The organism is Quadrisphaera sp. DSM 44207 (genome assembly GCF_900101335.1).
Taxonomy (GTDB): Bacteria; Actinomycetota; Actinomycetes; order Actinomycetales; family Quadrisphaeraceae; genus DSM-44207.
In genome coordinates, this window is record NZ_FNKA01000002.1 from 792,423 (window position 1) to 810,471 (window position 18,049).

At 73.0% G+C, this 18,049-nt stretch carries 13 protein-coding genes, 3 rRNA genes and 1 pseudogene; 1 reads left to right on the forward strand and 16 read right to left on the reverse strand.

Annotation, left to right across the window (positions count from 1 at the left end; genetic code table 11):
* Nucleotides 1-17: 17 nt before the first annotated feature.
* The 16 genes and pseudogenes from steA to BLS82_RS09940 all read right to left on the reverse strand — a co-directional run bounded on the left by steA (nucleotide 18) and on the right by BLS82_RS09940 (nucleotide 16,739).
* The gene (gene steA, locus BLS82_RS09870; RefSeq protein WP_255378250.1) at nucleotides 18-1,244 is read right to left on the reverse strand and encodes a putative cytokinetic ring protein SteA; all 1,227 of its coding nucleotides are present in this window, start codon (nucleotides 1,242-1,244) and stop codon (nucleotides 18-20) included.
* Nucleotides 1,245-1,266: 22 nt separating this feature from the next.
* Complete coding sequence (gene recN, locus BLS82_RS09875) at nucleotides 1,267-3,033, reverse strand: DNA repair protein RecN (protein ID WP_092864615.1); 1,767 nt, start codon at nucleotides 3,031-3,033, stop codon at nucleotides 1,267-1,269.
* 3 nt (nucleotides 3,034-3,036) lie between these two features.
* Entirely contained in the window at nucleotides 3,037-3,957 is a 921-nt protein-coding gene (locus BLS82_RS09880; RefSeq protein WP_092864618.1) for an NAD kinase, read from the reverse strand.
* Entirely contained in the window at nucleotides 3,954-4,805 is an 852-nt protein-coding gene (locus BLS82_RS09885; protein WP_218123768.1) for a TlyA family RNA methyltransferase, read from the reverse strand. Before BLS82_RS09885 ends, BLS82_RS09880 begins: the two co-directional genes overlap by 4 nt.
* A 2-nt stretch (nucleotides 4,806-4,807) precedes the next feature.
* Nucleotides 4,808-5,020, reverse strand: coding sequence for a hypothetical protein (locus BLS82_RS09890; RefSeq protein WP_092864620.1), 213 nt, complete (start codon nucleotides 5,018-5,020; stop codon nucleotides 4,808-4,810).
* A 74-nt stretch (nucleotides 5,021-5,094) separates the two neighbouring features.
* Entirely contained in the window at nucleotides 5,095-6,201 is a 1,107-nt protein-coding gene (locus BLS82_RS09895) for an HAD-IIA family hydrolase (protein ID WP_092864623.1), read from the reverse strand.
* Nucleotides 6,194-6,619 carry a tetratricopeptide repeat protein gene (locus BLS82_RS09900; protein WP_092864625.1) on the reverse strand — a complete coding sequence of 142 codons (426 nt, stop codon included), beginning with the start codon at nucleotides 6,617-6,619 and terminating at the stop codon, nucleotides 6,194-6,196. The genes BLS82_RS09895 and BLS82_RS09900 overlap by 8 nt, the downstream gene beginning before the upstream one ends.
* A 64-nt stretch (nucleotides 6,620-6,683) precedes the next feature.
* The gene (locus tag BLS82_RS09905) at nucleotides 6,684-7,388 is read right to left on the reverse strand and encodes a tetratricopeptide repeat protein (protein WP_092864628.1); all 705 of its coding nucleotides are present in this window, start codon (nucleotides 7,386-7,388) and stop codon (nucleotides 6,684-6,686) included.
* A 976-nt stretch (nucleotides 7,389-8,364) separates the two neighbouring features.
* Nucleotides 8,365-8,481, reverse strand: a 5S ribosomal RNA gene (gene rrf, locus BLS82_RS09910).
* A gap of 128 nt (nucleotides 8,482-8,609) precedes the next feature.
* Nucleotides 8,610-11,714, reverse strand: a 23S ribosomal RNA gene (locus BLS82_RS09915).
* A 502-nt stretch (nucleotides 11,715-12,216) separates the two neighbouring features.
* A 16S ribosomal RNA gene (locus BLS82_RS09920) occupies nucleotides 12,217-13,741 on the reverse strand.
* The 16S, 23S and 5S rRNA genes sit together here, the layout of an rRNA operon.
* Nucleotides 13,742-14,490: 749 nt before the next feature.
* Entirely contained in the window at nucleotides 14,491-14,820 is a 330-nt protein-coding gene (locus BLS82_RS16430) for a type II toxin-antitoxin system PemK/MazF family toxin (protein ID WP_092865289.1), read from the reverse strand.
* Nucleotides 14,807-15,070 (reverse strand): hypothetical protein, encoded by a 264-nt coding sequence (locus BLS82_RS16435; protein WP_255378251.1) that lies wholly within the window; start codon nucleotides 15,068-15,070, stop codon nucleotides 14,807-14,809. The genes BLS82_RS16430 and BLS82_RS16435 overlap by 14 nt, the downstream gene beginning before the upstream one ends.
* A 98-nt stretch (nucleotides 15,071-15,168) precedes the next feature.
* A pseudogene (locus BLS82_RS16775) lies at nucleotides 15,169-15,639 on the reverse strand (dienelactone hydrolase family protein); the annotation flags it as partial.
* Between the two features lie 42 nt (nucleotides 15,640-15,681).
* Complete coding sequence (locus BLS82_RS09935; RefSeq protein ID WP_092864631.1) at nucleotides 15,682-16,059, reverse strand: hypothetical protein; 378 nt, start codon at nucleotides 16,057-16,059, stop codon at nucleotides 15,682-15,684.
* Entirely contained in the window at nucleotides 16,056-16,739 is a 684-nt protein-coding gene (locus BLS82_RS09940; RefSeq protein ID WP_092864634.1) for a recombinase family protein, read from the reverse strand. Before BLS82_RS09940 ends, BLS82_RS09935 begins: the two co-directional genes overlap by 4 nt.
* Nucleotides 16,740-16,941: 202 nt before the next feature.
* Between BLS82_RS09940 and BLS82_RS09945 the strand changes: the two genes are divergently transcribed.
* The gene (locus BLS82_RS09945; RefSeq protein WP_218123770.1) at nucleotides 16,942-18,012 is read left to right on the forward strand and encodes a DMT family transporter; all 1,071 of its coding nucleotides are present in this window, start codon (nucleotides 16,942-16,944) and stop codon (nucleotides 18,010-18,012) included.
* Nucleotides 18,013-18,049: the final 37 nt, after the last annotated feature.

The following is an 18,049-nucleotide window of genomic DNA, read 5'->3' on the forward strand; positions in this document are numbered from 1 at the left end:
GGTCCGTCCGGGGAGGGTCAGCCGCCGGCCAGGCCGGTGGACCAGCCCCGCACGACGGCGAGGGCGTCCTCCAGGGCCGCCGCGACGAGCGAGAGGGAGGCCTGCCCGACAGCGGTCGTGGCCAGGGCGGCGCCCAGGGCGAGCAGCCCGGCGACCGTCAGCGCGGCCAGCTGCAGGTTGGAGATGCGGGGGCGGTACAGGCGGGAGACGCCCTTGGCGTCGACGAGCTTGCTGCCCACGCGCAGCCGGGTCAGGAACGTGCTCGCCATGCCCGCGCGGCCCTTGTCGAGGAACTCCACGAGCGTCGCGTGCGTGCCCACGGCCACGATCACGCTGGCGCCCTCGTCGTCCGCCAGGAGCATCGCGACGTCCTCGCTGGTGCCGGTGGCCGGGAAGACCACGGGGTCGACGCCGAGGGCGAGCACGCGCTCGAGCCCGGGGGCGCGCCCGTCGCGGTAGGCGTGCACGACGACCTCCGCGCCGGAGGTCAGCGCCCGGTCGGAGACGGAGTCCATGTCGCCGACGACCATGTCCAGGCGGTGTCCCGCCTCCAGCACGGCGTCCGCCCCGCCGTCGACGCCGATGACGACGGGGCGGTACTCGCGGATGTAGGAGCGCAGCGCCTCCAGGTCCTCCTTGTAGGAGTACCCGCGCACGACGATGAGGACCTGGCGGCCCTCGATGCGGGTGCGCACGTCGGGCACGCCGACGCCGTCCAGCAGCAGGGCCCGCTCGCGGCGCAGGTACTCCATGGTGTTGGCGGCGAAGGACTCCAGCTGCACGGACAGGCCCGCGCGCGCCTCCTCCGCCGCCTCGGCCACCGCCTGCGCGCTCAGCACGGTGCCCTCGGCGACGACCCGCTCGCCGCCCCGGCCGAGGGCGACCACGGCGCCGCCGTCCAGGCGCACCGCGGTGCCCTCGCGCAGCTCGCTCATCACGGCGGGCCCGGCGGCGTCGACCAGCGGGATGCCCGCCGAGACGATGATCTCCGGGCCGAGGTTGGGGTAGCGCCCGGACGTGCTCGCCGCGGCGTTGACGACGGCGGCCGGCCGGCAGGCGACGAGGGCCTCCGCGGAGACCCGGTCGATGTCCATGTGGTCGATGACGGCGATCTCGCCGGGCTGCAGCCGCTTGGTCAGGTCCTTGGTGCGCCGGTCGACCCGCACGGTGCCGGTGGCGCCCGGCCCGGGCTGGACCTCCCGGCGCCGGCCGCCCAGCCGCCACCGCCCCGCCGGTCCCGTCACCGGTGCCACCGCTCCACCACAGTCATCGCGGCTGCATGGTCGCACGTTCCGGGGCCGCCTCCGGGGAGGCGACCTCGGCGCGCGCGCCGAGCAGCAGCTCCTCCGCGTGGGCCCGCGCCGAGCCGGACTCCTCCTGGCCCGCCAGCATGCGGGCCAGCTCGGCGACCCGCTGGGCGTCGTCGAGCGCGCGCACGCCGCTGACCGTCACCTGCCCGTCGCTGGCCTTGGCCACCTGCAGGTGGTGGTCGGCGTACGCGGCCACCTGCGGCAGGTGGGTGACCACGAGCACCTGCCGCTCGCGGGCCAGGCGGGCCAGGCGGCGCCCGATGCCGACGGCGGCGCGCCCGCCGACCCCGGCGTCCACCTCGTCGAAGACGAAGGTCGGCACCGGGTCCGTGCCGGCGAGGACGAGCTCGAGGGCGAGCATGACGCGGGAGAGCTCGCCGCCGGAGGCGCCGCGGGCCAGCGGCCGCGGCGCGGTGCCCGAGGACGGCGCCAGCAGCAGCACCACCTCGTCGGCGCCGGAGGGGCCGAGGTCCTCCACGGCCGGCCCGTCGGCCCCGCCGGCGGTGTCCACCTGCACGAGCAGCTGCGCGTGCGGCATCGCCAGGCCCGGCAGCTCGGCGGTGGCCGCCGCGCCCAGCTCGGCGGCGGCCGCGCGGCGGGCCGCGGACAGGGCGCCGGCCAGCTGCACCAGGCGCGCGGCCAGCTCGTCGCGCTCCGCCCGCAGCGCCTCGACGCGCTCGTCGTCGCCCTCCAGCTCCAGCAGCCGGGGGACCGCCGCCTCGGCCCAGGCCAGGACGGCGTCCACGTCGCCGCCGTGGGCCCGGGCCAGGGCGGCCAGCTCCGCGCGGCGCTCCTGGACCGCGCCCAGGCGCAGCGGGTCCCCCTCCACGGACTCGGCGTAGCCGGCCAGGTCGGCGGCGACGTCGGCGACGAGGTAGCCGACCTCGGCCAGGCGGTCCGCCAGGGCGCCGAGGGCCTCGTCGTGGGAGCGCACGTGCTCCAGCGCGCGGCGGGCGGCGTCCAGCACCGAGGTGGCGTCGACGGCCTCGGTGCCCGTGGCCGGCTCCCCCGCCAGCGCCTCGTGCGCGGAGGCGGCGGCGGCGCGCAGCTCCTCGGCGTGCTCGAGGCGCTGCGCCTCGGCGGCCAGCGCGCGGTCCTCGCCGGGCTGGGGCTCGGTGCGCTCGACCTCGGCCAGCCCCCGGCGCAGCAGCTCGGCCTCGGCGGCCCGCTCGCGGGCGGCCTGCGTGATCTCGGTGACCTCGCGCTGGACCAGCTGCCAGCGCCGCCACGCGGCGGTGTAGTCGCGGGTCGGGTCCGCCACGTCCGAGCCGGCGTAGCGGTCCAGCGCCTGGCGCTGGCGGGCCGGGGAGCGCAGCAGCACCTGCTCGGACTGGCCGTGCACGGCGACCAGGTCATCGGCCAGCTCGGACAGCAGCCCCACGGGCACGGCGCGCCCGCCGACGTGGGTGCGCCCGCGCCCGCTGGCGGCCACGGTGCGGGCGACCAGCAGGTCCCCCTCGTCCAGCTCGGCGCCGGCCTCGGCGGCGCGGGCGGCCACCGGGCCGTCGACCGGCACGCTGAAGCGGCCCTCCACCACCGCCTGGTCGGCGCCCGTGCGCACCGCACCGGGGTCGGCGCGGCTGCCCAGCAGCAGGCCGAGCCCGGTGACGACCATGGTCTTGCCGGCGCCCGTCTCCCCCGTGATGACGGTCAGCCCCGGCCCGAGCTCGAGGGTGGCGTCCGTGATGACGCCCAGGGAGCGGATGCGCACCTCCTCCAGCACGGCTCAGCCCGCCCCCGACAGGTGCGGGCGGCGCTCGTCCGGCCCGCGCCAGCCGCCCACCGCGAGGCGGAACTTGGCCACCAGCCGGTCCGTGAAGGGACCGGTGGCGATGCGCGCCAGGCGCACCGGAGCCTGCCCGCGGCGCACCTCGATGCGCCCGCCGCGCGGCACCACGACGGCCCGGCGCCCGTCGCACCACATCACTCCGTCGGCGGCGTTGCGCTCGAGCACCTCCACCGCCATCACCGACTCCGGGGAGACGACCAGCGGGCGCGCGAACAGGGCGTGCGCGGAGATGGGCACCATCACCAGCGCCTGCACCGCGGGCCAGACCACCGGCCCGCCGGCGGAGAAGGCATACGCGGTGGAGCCGGTGGGCGTGGCCACGACCACCCCGTCGCAGCCGTACGTGGACACCGGGCGGCCGTCGACCTCCGTGACGAGCTCGAGCATGCGCTCGCGGCTGCCCTTCTCGATGCTGACCTCGTTGAGCGCCCACGAGGAGGCCCGCACCCGCCCGTCCACGACGAGGTCGGCCCCGAGCGTCATCCGCTCCTCCACCTCGTAGTCGCGCTCGGCGACGTGGCGCACGGTGGACTCCAGGGCGTCCGGCTCGGTCTCCGCGAGGAAGCCGACGTGACCGAGGTTGACCCCCAGCAGCGGCACGTCGCTGCCGTGCACGAGCTCGGCCGCCCGCAGCACCGACCCGTCGCCGCCGAGGACGAGCACCAGCTCGAGGTCGTCGGTGGCGCCGTCGACGGGCACCCGCTCGACCAGGTCGCAGCCGGGGATGTCCTGCGCCTCCTCGTCGAGCAGCACGGGGTGCAGGCCGGCGTCGTCGAGCAGGCGGACCACCTGCTGGGCGGCCACGACGGCCTCCGCGCGCCCGGTGTGCGTGAGGACGAGGACCCGGCGGTCGCTCACCGGCCGACCCCGCCGGTGCCGCCGGTGCCGCTGGTGCCGCCGGGACCGGTCGCGACGGCGTCGTCGACCAGGGCGGCCACCTCCTGAGCGGGGCGGGCCTCGCCCGCGCGCAGCCGCAGGAAGTACTCCACGTTGCCGCTCGGGCCCGGCAGGGGGCTGGCGGCGACCCCGTGGCAGCGCAGGCCCAGCTGACCGGCCGCCGCCGCGACGGTGCGCACGGCCTGCGCCCGCAGGGCGGGGTCGCGCACCACGCCGCCGCTGCCCAGGCGCTCGCGCCCGACCTCGAACTGGGGCTTGACCATCAGGAGCATGTCGGCCTCCGGGGCGCAGCAGCGCACGAGCGCGGGCAGGACGAGGACGAGGGAGATGAAGGACAGGTCCGCCACGGCCAGCTGCGGGGGCGGGGCCACCTGCTCGGGCCGCAGGTCGCGCACGTTGGTGCGGTCGAGGACCTGCACGCGCTCGTCCTGGCGCAGCGACCACACCAGCTGCCCGTAGCCGACGTCCACGGCCACCACCGACGCCGCGCCGGCGCGCAGCAGGACGTCGGTGAACCCCCCGGTGGACGCGCCCGCGTCCAGGCACCGCCGGCCCTGCACCCGCACGTCGGGGAAGGCCGCCAGCGCCCCGAGCAGCTTGTGCGCCCCGCGGCTGGCCCACACCGGGCCGGCGTCGTCGGGGGCGACGACGATGGCGGCGCCGAGGTCGACCTGCGTGGCCGGCTTGGCGGCGGGCGCGCCCCCGACGCTGACCCGCCCGGCGGCCACGAGCTCCCCGGCGTGCTGGCGGGAGCGGGCCAGGCCACGCCGCACCAGCTCGGCGTCCAGCCGCTGGCGTCGCACGGCCACGCTCACCCCGCGGTCGCCGTCAGACGGCGCTGCAGCGCGTCGTGCACCGCGGCGAGGACCTCCGCGTCGCGGCGGCCGGCGGCCGCGTCACCGGCACCGTCGCCGGTCCCGTCGGGCTCGGTGACCAGGGCGCGCAGCAGGGCCATCGCCTCGTCCACGGCGGCGTCGCCCGTCACGGGGACGCGCACCGCCTCGCCCAGCCCCTCCCAGGACATCGCGCCTCCTTCCGCTGCCAGCCCCGCCCACGCTACCGGGCGCGCGCGGTGCTCCCGCGCCGCCGCAGGGCCGCTCAGCCGCGGGCGGTGCAGCGCGCCCGCAGCAGCTCCAGCGCGCGCACCAGCGCGCCGTCGACGTGCAGGGCCGCGACGCCGTTCCCCGGGGCTGCGGCGCCGTCCGCCGGGGCTGCGGCGTCCCGGCCCTCGGCGTCCCGGACGGCGGCGCAGGCCGCCCGCAGCAGGGCGAGCAGGTCCTCCGTCGACGCCGGGCCTCGCGGGGCCGCGGAGTCGTCCAGCGAGGCGGTGACGACCCGGTCGGCGACGCGCGCGACGGCCGGGCCGCAGCGCCACCAGTCCCCCTCCCGCTCGGCGCGGGCGGGCGGCTGCAGGAGCGCGCCGAGGTCCGCGCCGACGTGCTCGGGGCGCTGGTGCGCCGGCGCCAGCAGCGCCTCCAGCGGCGTGGACACCCCGGTGAGCACCAGCAGGGACGCCATCCCGGCGCGGTGCGCCCCGGCGACGTCCGTGTCCAGGCGGTCGCCCACCACCAGCGGCGCGGCCGCCGCGGCGCGGCGCGCCGCGGAGGCGAACAGCCCCGGCTCGGGCTTGCCGGCGACCAGCGGGTCGACGTCCACCGCGTTGCGGACGGCGCCGACCAGGGACCCGTTCCCCGGAGCCGGGCCGCGCTCGGTCGGCAGGGTCGGGTCGGTGTTCGTGGCCACCCACAGCGCACCGGCGCGCACCGCGACGGCGGCGTCGGCGAGGTCGGTCCACCCCACCTGGCGGCCGAAGCCCTGCACCACGGCGTCCGGGCGCTCCTCCGGCGCACCGACCGGCACCAGGCCCGCCTCCAGCAGCGCCGCCCGCACCCCCGGGCCCCCGACGGGCAGCACCCGCGCGCCAGACCCGAGCCGCTCGCGCACCAGCAGCGCCGCCGCCTGAGAGGACGTGGTCACCTGCTCCGGCTGCACCGGGACGCCGAGGGAGCCCAGGTGCGCCGCCACCTCCTGCGGGGTGCGGGAGGCGTTGTTCGTGGCGTACCCGGTGACCGCCCCGTCCCGGGTGACGGCCGCGAGGGCCTGCACGGCTCCCGGAACGGCGTGGGGGCCGACGTAGACGACCCCGTCGAGGTCGAGGAGGAGCAGGTCGTGATCGGCGTGCAGCGCGCGCTGCGCGTCAGTCACGCCCCGCCTCCCGGCGGGCCCGCAGCGTCGCCCGCGCCTGGCGCAGCCGCTCGCCGTAGTCCTGCCGGTCGGGCCGCATGGCCGTGGCGAGGGCCAGGTGCTCCACGGCCTCCCTGAACCGGCCCAGGCGGGTCAGGGCGACGCCGAGGCCGAAGTGGGCGTAGTCGGCGTCCGGGGAGGCGCGCACCACGCGCCCGAAGGCGTCGGCCGCCTCCTGGGCCCGGCCGGCCTGGTACTGGGCGCGCCCCAGGGCCTCCAGCACGCTGGCGGAGTCCGGCTGCTCCCGCGCGGCGCGGTCCAGCAGGACGGCGGCCGCCGCCGCGTCACCCCGCTCGAGCAGGGACAGGCCGCGGCGCAACCACTCGTAGGCGTCGCCGCCGGGTGCTCCCCCGGCCGCCCCCGCGGTCGGCTCCGTCATGGCACGACGGTACGGCGTGGTCGGCCGCGACCGGAGACCGGTGCCGCACCGCGCACCGCCGCGGTCACGCGCGGGGACGCCCGGCGTCCTCGGCGGCGTCCTCGGCGGCGTCCTCGAGCAGGTCGTAGACGACGACCTCCTCCGCGGGCGCCGCGAGCACCCCGCGAGCGGTGCCGCTCGGGTCGGTGCGCGCGGCCCGCTCGCGCCACGCGCGCGCCTCCTCACCGCGGCCCGCGGCCTCCAGGGTGTCGGCGTAGGACGCCATGAGGCGCGCGTGCCACGGCTCCGGACGGCGCGGGGTCAGGTGAGGACCCTGCAGCGTCACCACGGCGGCCTCCGGCTGGCCCATGTCGAGGCGGGCGCCGGCGGCCACGATCCGCATCTCCGCCTGCCCCTGAGGGTCCAGCCGCGCGACCTCCGGGGAGGCGGCGAGCGCGAGCGCCCGCTCGGGGCGACCCAGGCCCCGCTCCGCGTCGGCCATCACGGGCAGGTGGACGTCCGAGCCGGTCAGGCGCCGGGCGGCGCGCAGCTCCCGCAGCGCCTCGTCATACCGGCCGGCCGCGTACGCGGCCAGCCCGGCCGCCTCGCGCACCGACCCGATCCGCCCGGCCCGGCGCTGCGCCGCCATGGCGTGCGCGTACGCGGTCTCCGGGTCCTCCTCGAGCAGCCGTCCCGCCGCGACGAGGTGGCGCGCTACGGCCACGGCGTTGTCGCGCGAGAGCGTGGTCAGGTCGCTGCGCACGTCCTGGTCCAGCTCGGCTCCGGTCACCTCGTCCGGCAGCGGCGGCTCCTCCCGGCGGCTGCCGGCGACCCCGCCCGGCGCCCGGCGCGCGGAGCCCGTCGCGGCGCGGCCCGCGGGCCCGCGGCCGGCGCCGGTGCGCTCCGACGGCGACCGGTCGACGGGCCTGCGATCGGACCGTGCGCGGTCCCCGGCGCTGGGCGACGACGCGCGCCGCCCCTCCTCCCCGGCGGCCCGCCCGCTGTTCCGGTTCCCGGTACCGCCTCCTCCGCCCCACCGCGGTGCACGGACCCCGTTCCCGGCGTCCTGCCGGTCCCCCCACCGCGGCCGGCGGTCCTCCGCCGCTCCCGGCGGGCGAGCGTCCGGGCGCCGGTCCCGAGCCCCGTCCCGGGTCCCGTCCCGACCGGCGATCCGGCCCGCGCCGCGGTCACCTGCCGTGCCGGAGCGCGCCCGGGGCGCACCGCGCCCGGCAGGGCTACCGCCCGCGTCGCCGGGGGCGTCGGAGCGCCCACCAGCGCCCCAGGGACGCGGTGGTCTCCCGCTGCTGCCCCCTCGCGGCGCGGGGGCTCCTCGTCGGTCACCGGGACCATCCGCGCGCGGACCTCCGGGGCGCTGGTCCCCGCGCGCTTGCGGCGCCCGGTCCGGGCGGCGGTCCCCCGAGGACCCGGGCTGGGGGCGCCCACGACCAGCGCCCCCGGCGGACCCGGCACCCGGACGACCAGGTCCGCGTCTCGCTCCTCCGGCTGCGCTCCTCGGGACTCCCGCCCCGGGATCGCGCTGGCTCCCCGTGGACGCCTGGCGGGCTCGACGCTGCTGGTCGCGCGGATCGTCCCGTTCGTCTCTCATGGTCGTCCTCCGCGGGACTGCTGCCGCTGGCTGGGTGCTGGCCGGGTGCTGGCCGGGTGTGGGGGCGGTGGGGTGGTGGGGGTATGGGTGTGGGCCACCCCCGGCCCCTCACCACTCTTCAGCGGTGAGGGGACCAGGAATGGCCCACATCCTAGATCGGGTCCGGCGGTGACCTACTCTCCCACGCAGCTTCCCACGCAGTACCATCGGCGCTGGTGGGCTTAGCTTCCGGGTTCGGAATGGGACCGGGCGTTTCCCCACCGCTATGACCGCCGAAACACTCTCGAGTTGAACCGGACACCCCACCCACCACCACTCACCCGGTGACAGGCTGGTGACAGACGAGGGCCGACCGTTCCTCGGGAACCGCACAGTGGACGCGACACACCCGTTCCGCACGCAGTGTGTGACAAGTCATCGGCTTATTAGTACCGGTCAGCTCAGGCATCACTGCCCGTACACATCCGGCCTATCAACCCAGTCGTCTTCTGGGAGCCTCTCGGGGTCGAACCCCACGGAGACCTCATCTCGAAGCAGGCTTCCCGCTTAGATGCTTTCAGCGGTTATCCCTTCCGAACGTAGCCAACCAGCCGTGCTCCTGGCGGAACAACTGGCACACCAGAGGTTCGTCCGTCCCGGTCCTCTCGTACTAGGGACAGCCCTTCTCAAGTCTCCAACGCGCGCAGCGGATAGGGACCGAACTGTCTCACGACGTTCTAAACCCAGCTCGCGTACCGCTTTAATGGGCGAACAGCCCAACCCTTGGGACCTACTCCAGCCCCAGGATGCGACGAGCCGACATCGAGGTGCCAAACCATGCCGTCGATATGGACTCTTGGGCAAGATCAGCCTGTTATCCCCGGGGTACCTTTTATCCGTTGAGCGACCGCGTTTCCACGAACCACGGCCGGATCACTAGTTCCGACTTTCGTCCCTGCTCGACCCGTCAGTCTCGCAGTCAAGCTCCCTTGTGCACTTACACTCGACACCTGATTGCCAACCAGGATGAGGGAACCTTTGAGCGCCTCCGTTACCTTTTAGGAGGCAACCGCCCCAGTTAAACTACCCACCAGGCACTGTTCCTGGTCCGGATCACGGACCGAGGTTAGATGTCCAGAACGACCAGAGTGGTATTTCAACGGCGACTCCACCGACACTGGCGTGCCGGCTTCACAGTCTCCCACCTATCCTACACAAGCCGTCCCGAACACCAATACCAAGCTGTAGTGAAGGTCCCGGGGTCTTTCCGTCCTGCTGCGCGTAACGAGCATCTTTACTCGTAGTGCAATTTCGCCGAGTTCGCGGTTGAGACAGCGGAGAAGTCGTTACGCCATTCGTGCAGGTCGGAACTTACCCGACAAGGAATTTCGCTACCTTAGGATGGTTATAGTTACCACCGCCGTTTACTGGCGCTTAAGTTCTGAGCTTCGCTCCGAAGAGCTGACCCGTCCCCTTAACGTTCCAGCACCGGGCAGGCGTCAGTCCGTATACATCGTCTTGCGACTTCGCACGGACCTGTGTTTTTAGTAAACAGTCGCTTCTCCCTGGTCTCTGCGGCCGTCGGACCTAGCCTGTGCAGGCTTCAGCCCTAGGGCCCCCCTTCTCCCGAAGTTACGGGGGCATTTTGCCGAGTTCCTTAACCACGATTCTCTCGATCGCCTCGGTATTCTCTACCTGACCACCTGAGTCGGTTTGGGGTACGGGCGGCTCGAACCTCGCGCCGAGGCTTTTCTCGGCAGTATGGGATCACCCTGCTTCCCGCATACGCGGTCACCATCAGGTCTCAGGCTGCATGGGATGCGGATTTGCCTACACCCCGCCCTACACCCTTGGACGTGGACTACCATCGCCACGCGGTGGCTACCCTGCTGCGTCACCCCTGTTAATGCGCTTACCTACTACCGGATCGGGTCGCGCGCTCCACCAGACCTTCCCGAAGGAAGACCCAGCTTCGGGCGCTGAGCATCACCGGGCTCGGTATGGGCGGTCCTTCGCCGGTACGGGAATATCAACCCGTTGTCCATCGACTACGCCTGTCGGCCTCGCCTTAGGTCCCGACTTACCCAGGGCGGATTAGCCTGGCCCTGGAACCCTTGGTCATTCGGCGGACGGGTTTCTCACCCGTCTTTCGCTACTCATGCCTGCATTCTCACTCGTGTGGGGTCCACGGCTGGATCCCTCCGCCGCTTCACTCCCCACACGACGCTCCCCTACCCATCCACACGCCTGGACCACGAAGGCCTGGCGCCGTGTGAATGCCACAGCTTCGGCGGTGTGCTTGAGCCCCGCTACATTGTCGGCGCGGAATCACTTGACCAGTGAGCTATTACGCACTCTTTCAAGGGTGGCTGCTTCTAAGCCAACCTCCTGGTTGTCTGTGCAACTCCACATCCTTTCCCACTTAGCACACGCTTAGGGGCCTTAGCTGGTGGTCTGGGCTGTTTCCCTCTCGACTACGAAGCTTATCCCCCGCAGTCTCACTGCCACGCTCTCACTTACCGGCATTCGGAGTTTGGCTGACGTCAGTAACCTTGTGGGGCCCATCGGCCATCCAGTAGCTCTACCTCCGGCAAGAAACACGTGACGCTGCACCTAAATGCATTTCGGGGAGAACCAGCTATCACGAAGTTTGATTGGCCTTTCACCCCTACCCACAGGTCATCCCCCAGGTTTTCAACCCTGGTGGGTTCGGTCCTCCACGCGGTCTTACCCGCGCTTCAACCTGCCCATGGGTAGATCACTTCGCTTCGGGTCTAGAGCACGCGACTACACCGCCCTGTTCGGACTCGCTTTCGCTACGGCTTCCCCCCACGGGTTAACCTCGCCACGCACCACTAACTCGCAGGCTCATTCTTCAAAAGGCACGCCGTCACCCCTGCTAGGGAGGCTCCGACGGATTGTAGGCACACGGTTTCAGGTACTATTTCACTCCCCTCCCGGGGTACTTTTCACCTTTCCCTCACGGTACTCGTCCGCTATCGGTCACCAGGGAGTATTTAGGCTTAGGGGGTGGTCCCCCCAGATTCGTACGGGATTTCTCGGGCCCCGTACTACTTGGGATCCCTCTCGGGAGGCCACGCCATTTCGTCTACGGGGGTGACACCCTCTGTGCCGGGCCTTTCAAGACCCTTCGACTATGACGCGGCTTTCTGACTCCCCGCCCGAGTGGCAGCTCGGACTGAAAGGTCCCTCAACCCCGACCGCGCAACGCCTACCAGCTGTTCCACGCGACCGGTTTGGCCTGTTCCGCTTTCGCTCGCCACTACTCACGGAATCGCTGTTGCTTTCTCTTCCTGTGGGTACTGAGATGTTTCACTTCCCCACGTGCCCTCCACGCACCCTATGTGTTCAGGTGCGGGTGACTGGACATGACTCCAGCCGGGTTCCCCCATTCGGACATCCTCGGATCACAGTTCGGTTGCCAACTCCCCGAGGCTTATCGCAGGCTCCTACGTCCTTCTTCGGCTCCTGGTGCCAAGGCATCCACCGTGTGCCCTTATCAACTTGACCACACTGCTTCCCCACCCGAACCCCCTCCCGCTGCGGCACGCGCAGACGAAGAGGACGTGCAGGCGGAGTCGTTAAAGATGCTCGCGTCCACTGTGCAGTTCTCAAGCAACGGGCGGCGCGCTGCACCTGCGCTGGCGCCTACCCCACCCCACCGCACACCGCGGTCGAGGAGGGCGGTTCACCCAGCCGTGCAACGGCCCGCACCAGACCCGCTCCCACCCACCCCGACCAGGGGCGGGATGGCCAGCAGGCCCGGTCCGAAGGAGCAGGCAGTACCTGTTCCCTCAGGACCCAACAGCGTGTCCACGCCCCAGACTCCCTCCACCACACGCGTTCCCCACCCACTCCCAGCCGAAGCCGGGCACCGGGTCGTACTAGCGCGCAACGAAGAGCTCCGCGACGCCATGTCGACGTTCCACCCGTGAGCACCGCTCCCCGAACGCTCGCCGAGGACGCGGGCCTGGACGCCCACCCCGCAGGATGCGCGCCAGCTGCTCCTTAGAAAGGAGGTGATCCAGCCGCACCTTCCGGTACGGCTACCTTGTTACGACTTCGTCCCAATCGCCAGTCCCACCTTCGACGGCTCCCTCCCACGAGGGGTTGGGCCACCGGCTTCGGGTGTTACCGACTTTCGTGACGTGACGGGCGGTGTGTACAAGCCCCGGGAACGTATTCACCGCAGCGTTGCTGATCTGCGATTACTAGCGACTCCGACTTCACGGGGTCGAGTTGCAGACCCCGATCCGAACTGAGACCAGCTTTTTGGGATTCGCTCCACCTCACGGTCTCGCAGCCCTTTGTACTGGCCATTGTAGCATGCGTGAAGCCCAAGACATAAGGGGCATGATGATTTGACGTCATCCCCACCTTCCTCCGAGTTGACCCCGGCAGTCTCCTATGAGTCCCCGCCATCACGCGCTGGCAACACAGGACGAGGGTTGCGCTCGTTGCGGGACTTAACCCAACATCTCACGACACGAGCTGACGACAACCATGCACCACCTGTGCAGGATCCCTTGCGGACCCGCCATCTCTGGCGGATTACCCTGCATGTCAAGCCTTGGTAAGGTTCTTCGCGTTGCATCGAATTAATCCGCATGCTCCGCCGCTTGTGCGGGGCCCCGTCAATTCCTTTGAGTTTTAGCCTTGCGGCCGTACTCCCCAGGCGGGGCGCTTAATGCGTTTGCTGCGGCACGGAGCTCGTGGAATGAGCCCCACACCTAGCGCCCAACGTTTACGGCGTGGACTACCAGGGTATCTAATCCTGTTCGCTACCCACGCTTTCGCTCCTCAGCGTCAGTTACAGCCCAGAGACCCGCCTTCGCCACCGGTGTTCCTCCTGATATCTGCGCATTCCACCGCTACACCAGGAATTCCAGTCTCCCCTACTGCACTCTAGTCTGCCCGTACCCACTGCAGGCGCGGGGTTGAGCCCCGCGTTTTCACAGCAGACGCGACAGACCGCCTACGAGCTCTTTACGCCCAATGATTCCGGACAACGCTTGCACCCTACGTATTACCGCGGCTGCTGGCACGTAGTTAGCCGGTGCTTCTTCTGCAGGTACCGTCACTTCCGCTTCTTCCCTGCTGAAAGAGGTTTACAACCCGAAGGCCTTCATCCCTCACGCGGCGTCGCTGCGTCAGGCTTCCGCCCATTGCGCAATATTCCCCACTGCTGCCTCCCGTAGGAGTCTGGGCCGTGTCTCAGTCCCAGTGTGGCCGGTCGCCCTCTCAGGCCGGCTACCCGTCGTCGCCTTGGTAGGCCATCACCCCACCAACAAGCTGATAGGCCGCGAGCCCATCCCCGACCGAAAAGACTTTCCACACCACCGGATGCCCGGTGGCGTCGTATCCGGTATTAGCCCCGGTTTCCCGGAGTTATCCCAGAGTCAGGGGCAGGTTGCTCACGTGTTACTCACCCGTTCGCCACTGATCACCCCCAGCAAGCTGGAGGATCACCGTTCGACTTGCATGTGTTAAGCACGCCGCCAGCGTTCGTCCTGAGCCAGGATCAAACTCTCCGTTGATGTCCGCACCAGCCCCCGCACGACACGGAGACCGGACACTGGAACCAGCCCACCGAAGCGGACCAGAGATCGATCTGGCCTGAAAACACGCCCCTCCGACCCACCCGGGCCGAAGAGACCTGATCCATGCCACACAAAGTCCCGACACTCCCCACCCAGCCCCATCCAGGGAACCGAGCACCAAAGCACCGACACCCATGGCATCGACATGTGACACGCTGTTGAGTTCTCAAGGAACAGACGCACACCGACCACGGCCTCCCAGCCGATCGCGGGGCAACTTCCCTAGCGTAACCGAGTCGTCCGGCTCCGTCAACGACTTGCGCCGTTCCGGTCCCCGACTCGGTAGGACCAACAGTACCGCACCGCGGGAGCCGTCCTCGACGAGGTCGAGGTCCTCGGCCTTCCAGAACCGTCCGGGGCTGCTGCCCGACGGCAGCGGCCCCGGCGGCTGTGCTGAGCACTGCCGACGGGGTGTTCAGCGCCGCGGCCCTCGCCGTTGTTCCCGCGCTCGACGTGCTGACGTGCGGTCCCAGCTCAGCCAGGCCGCCCGCACCGCCGTGCCCGCGAGGCCACCGACCCCGAGCGCGCCGCCGGCGCCCGACCGCCGCGGCGGCCGGCGTCCCGGCCGAGCACCAGCACCCGTGCGGCGATCGTGGCGCGGGCGGGACGGCTGTGCCAGCACCTGGGCGCGACCGTCACCCGTGCGGCGCGGCGACCCGGCCAGCGGTGAGCGGTCCGCAGCCGGCTCAGAGCCCGAGGTAGGTGCCGAGCTGGCGCCCGAGGCGGCCCAGCTCGGCTCGCGCCAGCAGGCCCCTGCGCGCCAGGAGCCGGCTGCGGTGGACGGGCTGGAGCGCGGTGACGTCGGCGTAGGACTCGTCGTAGCGGGTCAGCCCGGCGTCGCCGGTGAGGGGGATGTGCGTCGCCTCGGGGCCCCGCGTCCCCGTCACGGGCACCACCGCGACGTGGCCGAGGCGCGTGTTCAGCGCGTTGATGCTGACCACGACCGCCGGGTGCATGCCGAAGTCGGCGAAGTCGACGTCCCAGACCTCGCCGCGGAACGGCTCAGGCAGGGGCACCGGGGGCCTCGCCGCTGCGCGCCGGCCGGACGCCGACGGGCAGCGGCGGGGTCTCGTCCCCGTAGAACGCCTCCACGCTGCGCGCCATCCGCTCCTCGGCCGCGCGGCGGTGCAGCAGCTCCAGCGCGGCCCTGACGATCTGGGTGCGGCCCTCCAGGCCGAGCACCTTCGCGTCGTCGCGCAGCTGCGCCGCCAGGTCGTGCCCGATCCTCGCCTGCCAGGTCTCCGAGGCCCCCGTCGTCGCCGCCATGCGTAGACGATCTGCCGTGCAGCCGCGGTGGTCAAGCGGCGAGGGTCGCGGGACGCCGGCCGCTCCTCAGCGGGCGCCGGCCGGGCGTCGAGGAAGTCGAGGGCGTCGAGCACCCGCCGGGTGAGCAGCGACGCGGCGGCCGGCTCGTACGACGGCAGCGAGCGGTCGGCGAAGAGGTGCTGGTCGCCGGGGTAGAGGAACAGCTGCGCGCCCTCGGCCTCCTCGACGAGCGCGCGGGCGGCCTCGAGGTCGCCCTCGTCGACGAAGAACGGGTCCGCCTCCATCGCGTGCACCTGCACCGGCACTCCCGCAGGCCAGGCCGGGCCGAACGCCGACGCCGGGACGCAGGAGTGGAGCAGGAACGCCACCCGCGCTCCGGGCCGGGTCTGCGCCAGCTCCTGGGCCGGCAGCACGCCGAGGGAGGAGCCGGCGTAGACCAGGTCGGCGGGCAGCCCCTGCACCGCCCGCTCGCCGCGCTGGACCACCTCGTCGAACCCGATCTCCCGCACGTGGCGCAGCCAGGACTCGACGATCCACGGTGTTCCAGGACTGCGCGGGCCTTCGGGCACGCGGACGCGGCCCGGGCACCGCCCCGCGCGTCCGGACGGGGGTCAACGCGCCAGGGGGTCCGGCAGCACGCTGGTGCGGGGGACCTCGACCACGTCACCGGCGAGGTCGCGCAGGCGGGCGCTCCGGGCGGTGAGCGCGACGACGGTCCACGGCTGGGCGCGCCCGGCGCGCACCACGGTGGCCCCGGGCGCGGGCAGGTGCCCCTCGACGCCGGTGGCGTGCACCACGTGCAGGGCGGTAGCGGCTGCGGCGTCGGCGGCCAGGGCCGCGGCGTCCTCGGGATCGGCCGCGGCCGGCACCGCCAGGGTGAGCAGCACGGTGACCAGCCGCTGCTCCGGCGGCCGGTCCGCCGCTCCGTCGGCGGCCCCGCCCGCAGGTCCGCCGGCAGGTCCGCCCGGGTCGGCGTCCGGCGGGCTCACCAGCGGGCCCGCCGACCGCCCGAGCGGACGGGACGGGCACCGTCCACCGGCGCGGCCCGGGACGGCGCGGGTGCAGCCGTCCCGGCGCTGTCACGGCCGAGGGAGCGGTAGACGGTGCTGCGCGAGACCCCCAGCAGCGCCCCGATCTCGGCGACGGTGTGCTCCCGCTCCTCGTACAGGCGCCGGGCCACGGCCCGCTGGGCGCCGGTGAGCTTGGCCGGGCGCCCACCCGTGCGGCCGCGAGCGCGGGCGGCCGCCAGGCCGGCCAGGGTGCGATCCCGGATGACCTCGCGCTCGAACTGGGCCAGGGCGCCGAAGAGGTGGAAGACCAACCGGCCACCGGGCGTGGTGGTGTCGATGGACTCGCGCAGGGAGCGGAACCCCACCCCGCGGGCCTCGAGCTCGGTGACCACCTCGATCAGGTGGCGCAGGGAGCGGCCGAGGCGGTCCAGGCGCCAGACCACCAGGGTGTCCCCCGGACGCAGCGCCTCCAGCACCTGCTCCAGCGCCGGGCGGTGCTGCAGGGAACCGCTGGCGCACTCGCTCCAGGTGCGCCAGCACCCGGCCGCGGCCAGCTCGTCGGTCTGCAGGTCCAGGTTCTGCTCCGCGGTGGAGGCGCGCGCGTAGCCGAGCAGGTGCCCGCTGAGTCGCCCCGTCGGTCGCCCCGTGGGTGTCGCCATGGCCGCTGACCGTGCCAGGAGCGTCCGACAGCCCCGCACCCGGGCCGCGCGTCGCGGACGGGCGTCCAGTGGGCAGACTGGTCCACCCAGTGCGTCGAGGAGGATCCCGGTGTCCGACCGTGCAGGCCGGCGAAGCGCGGCGGCCGGTCCGCGTCCGCGAGCTGGCCCTGCGGCTGGTGGACGCCGCCGCCGGGGACGCAGCGTGAGGCGCAGCACGAGGCACGGCGCGGGCCACGGCGCGGCGTTCGGCAGCGGGTGCGTGCTGGCCGCGGCCGTGCTGTGGGGAACGACGGGCACCGCGGCGGTGCTGGCACCCGGTGTCGGCTCGCTCGCGGTCGGGGCGGCGGCGATGGGCGTCGGCGGCCTGCTGCAGGCGGCGGTCGCGCTCGGCGCGGTGCGCGCCCACCGCGCCGGCCTGTCGGCGCAGCGGCGCACGCTGGCGGTGGCCGCCGCCGCGGTGGCGGTGTACCCGCTGGCCTTCTACTCCTCGATGCGCCTGGCCGGGGTCGCGGTCGGCACGGTCGTGTCCATCGGCTCGGCGCCGGTGGCGGCCGCCCTCGTCGAGCGCGTCGTCGACCGCAGGCCGCTGTCGCGCCGCTGGGCGCTCGGCGCCGCTGCCGGCGTGCTCGGCGTCCTGGCGCTGGCGATCGCCCGTGCCGGCCAGGAGGCGGTGACCGGCGCTCCTGGCGCTCCCGGCGCGCGGCCGGTGCTGGGCATCGCGCTCGGTCTGCTGGCCGGAGCCACCTACGCGCTGTACTCCTGGGCCGCCGCGCGGATGATGCGCCGCGGACTGCCCTCCCGCCCGGTCATGGGCGCGGTCTTCGGGTCCGGCGGCGTCCTGCTGCTGCCGGTGCTGCTGCTCACCGGCGCTCCCGTCGTCGCGTCCTGGTCGAACCTCGCGGTCGTGGCCTACCTGGCCGTCGTGCCGATGTTCCTCGGCTACGTGCTGTTCGGCCGGGGCCTGGCCACCGTCCCCGCGAGCACCGCCACCTCCCTGTCCCTGCTCGAGCCCGCCGTGGCCGCGGTCATCGCCGTCCTGGTCCTGCACGAACGGCTGCCGGCCCTGGGCTGGGCGGGGATGGCGGTCCTGCTCGCCAGCCTGGTGGTGCTGACCTCGGGCCCGGGCCGGCAGCGCCGGGACCCGGACCGGCAGCACCCGGCCGCGGCGCCGTCGAGGCACGCTGTCGCAGAGACGGACGTCGTCGCGACACGGTCGGGGACCGCGCCAGCGGCGGACCCGCCGAGCACGCAGGCGTGTCGCGAAACCCTGTAGCGGGATCGACGTCGCACCAGCGCCGCACCGGGACGTT

What these genes read in the sequence shown, in the direction of transcription:
- BLS82_RS16435 (WP_255378251.1), bottom strand. Translation starts at nt 15,070, where the DNA reads ATGGCGGCGACGACGGGGGCCTCGGAGACCTGGCAGGCGAGGATCGGG.
- BLS82_RS09940 (WP_092864634.1), bottom strand. Translation starts at nt 16,739, where the DNA reads ATGGCGACACCCACGGGGCGACCGACGGGGCGACTCAGCGGGCACCTG.
- BLS82_RS09900 (WP_092864625.1), bottom strand. Translation starts at nt 6,619, where the DNA reads ATGACGGAGCCGACCGCGGGGGCGGCCGGGGGAGCACCCGGCGGCGAC.
- BLS82_RS09890 (WP_092864620.1), bottom strand. Translation starts at nt 5,020, where the DNA reads ATGTCCTGGGAGGGGCTGGGCGAGGCGGTGCGCGTCCCCGTGACGGGC.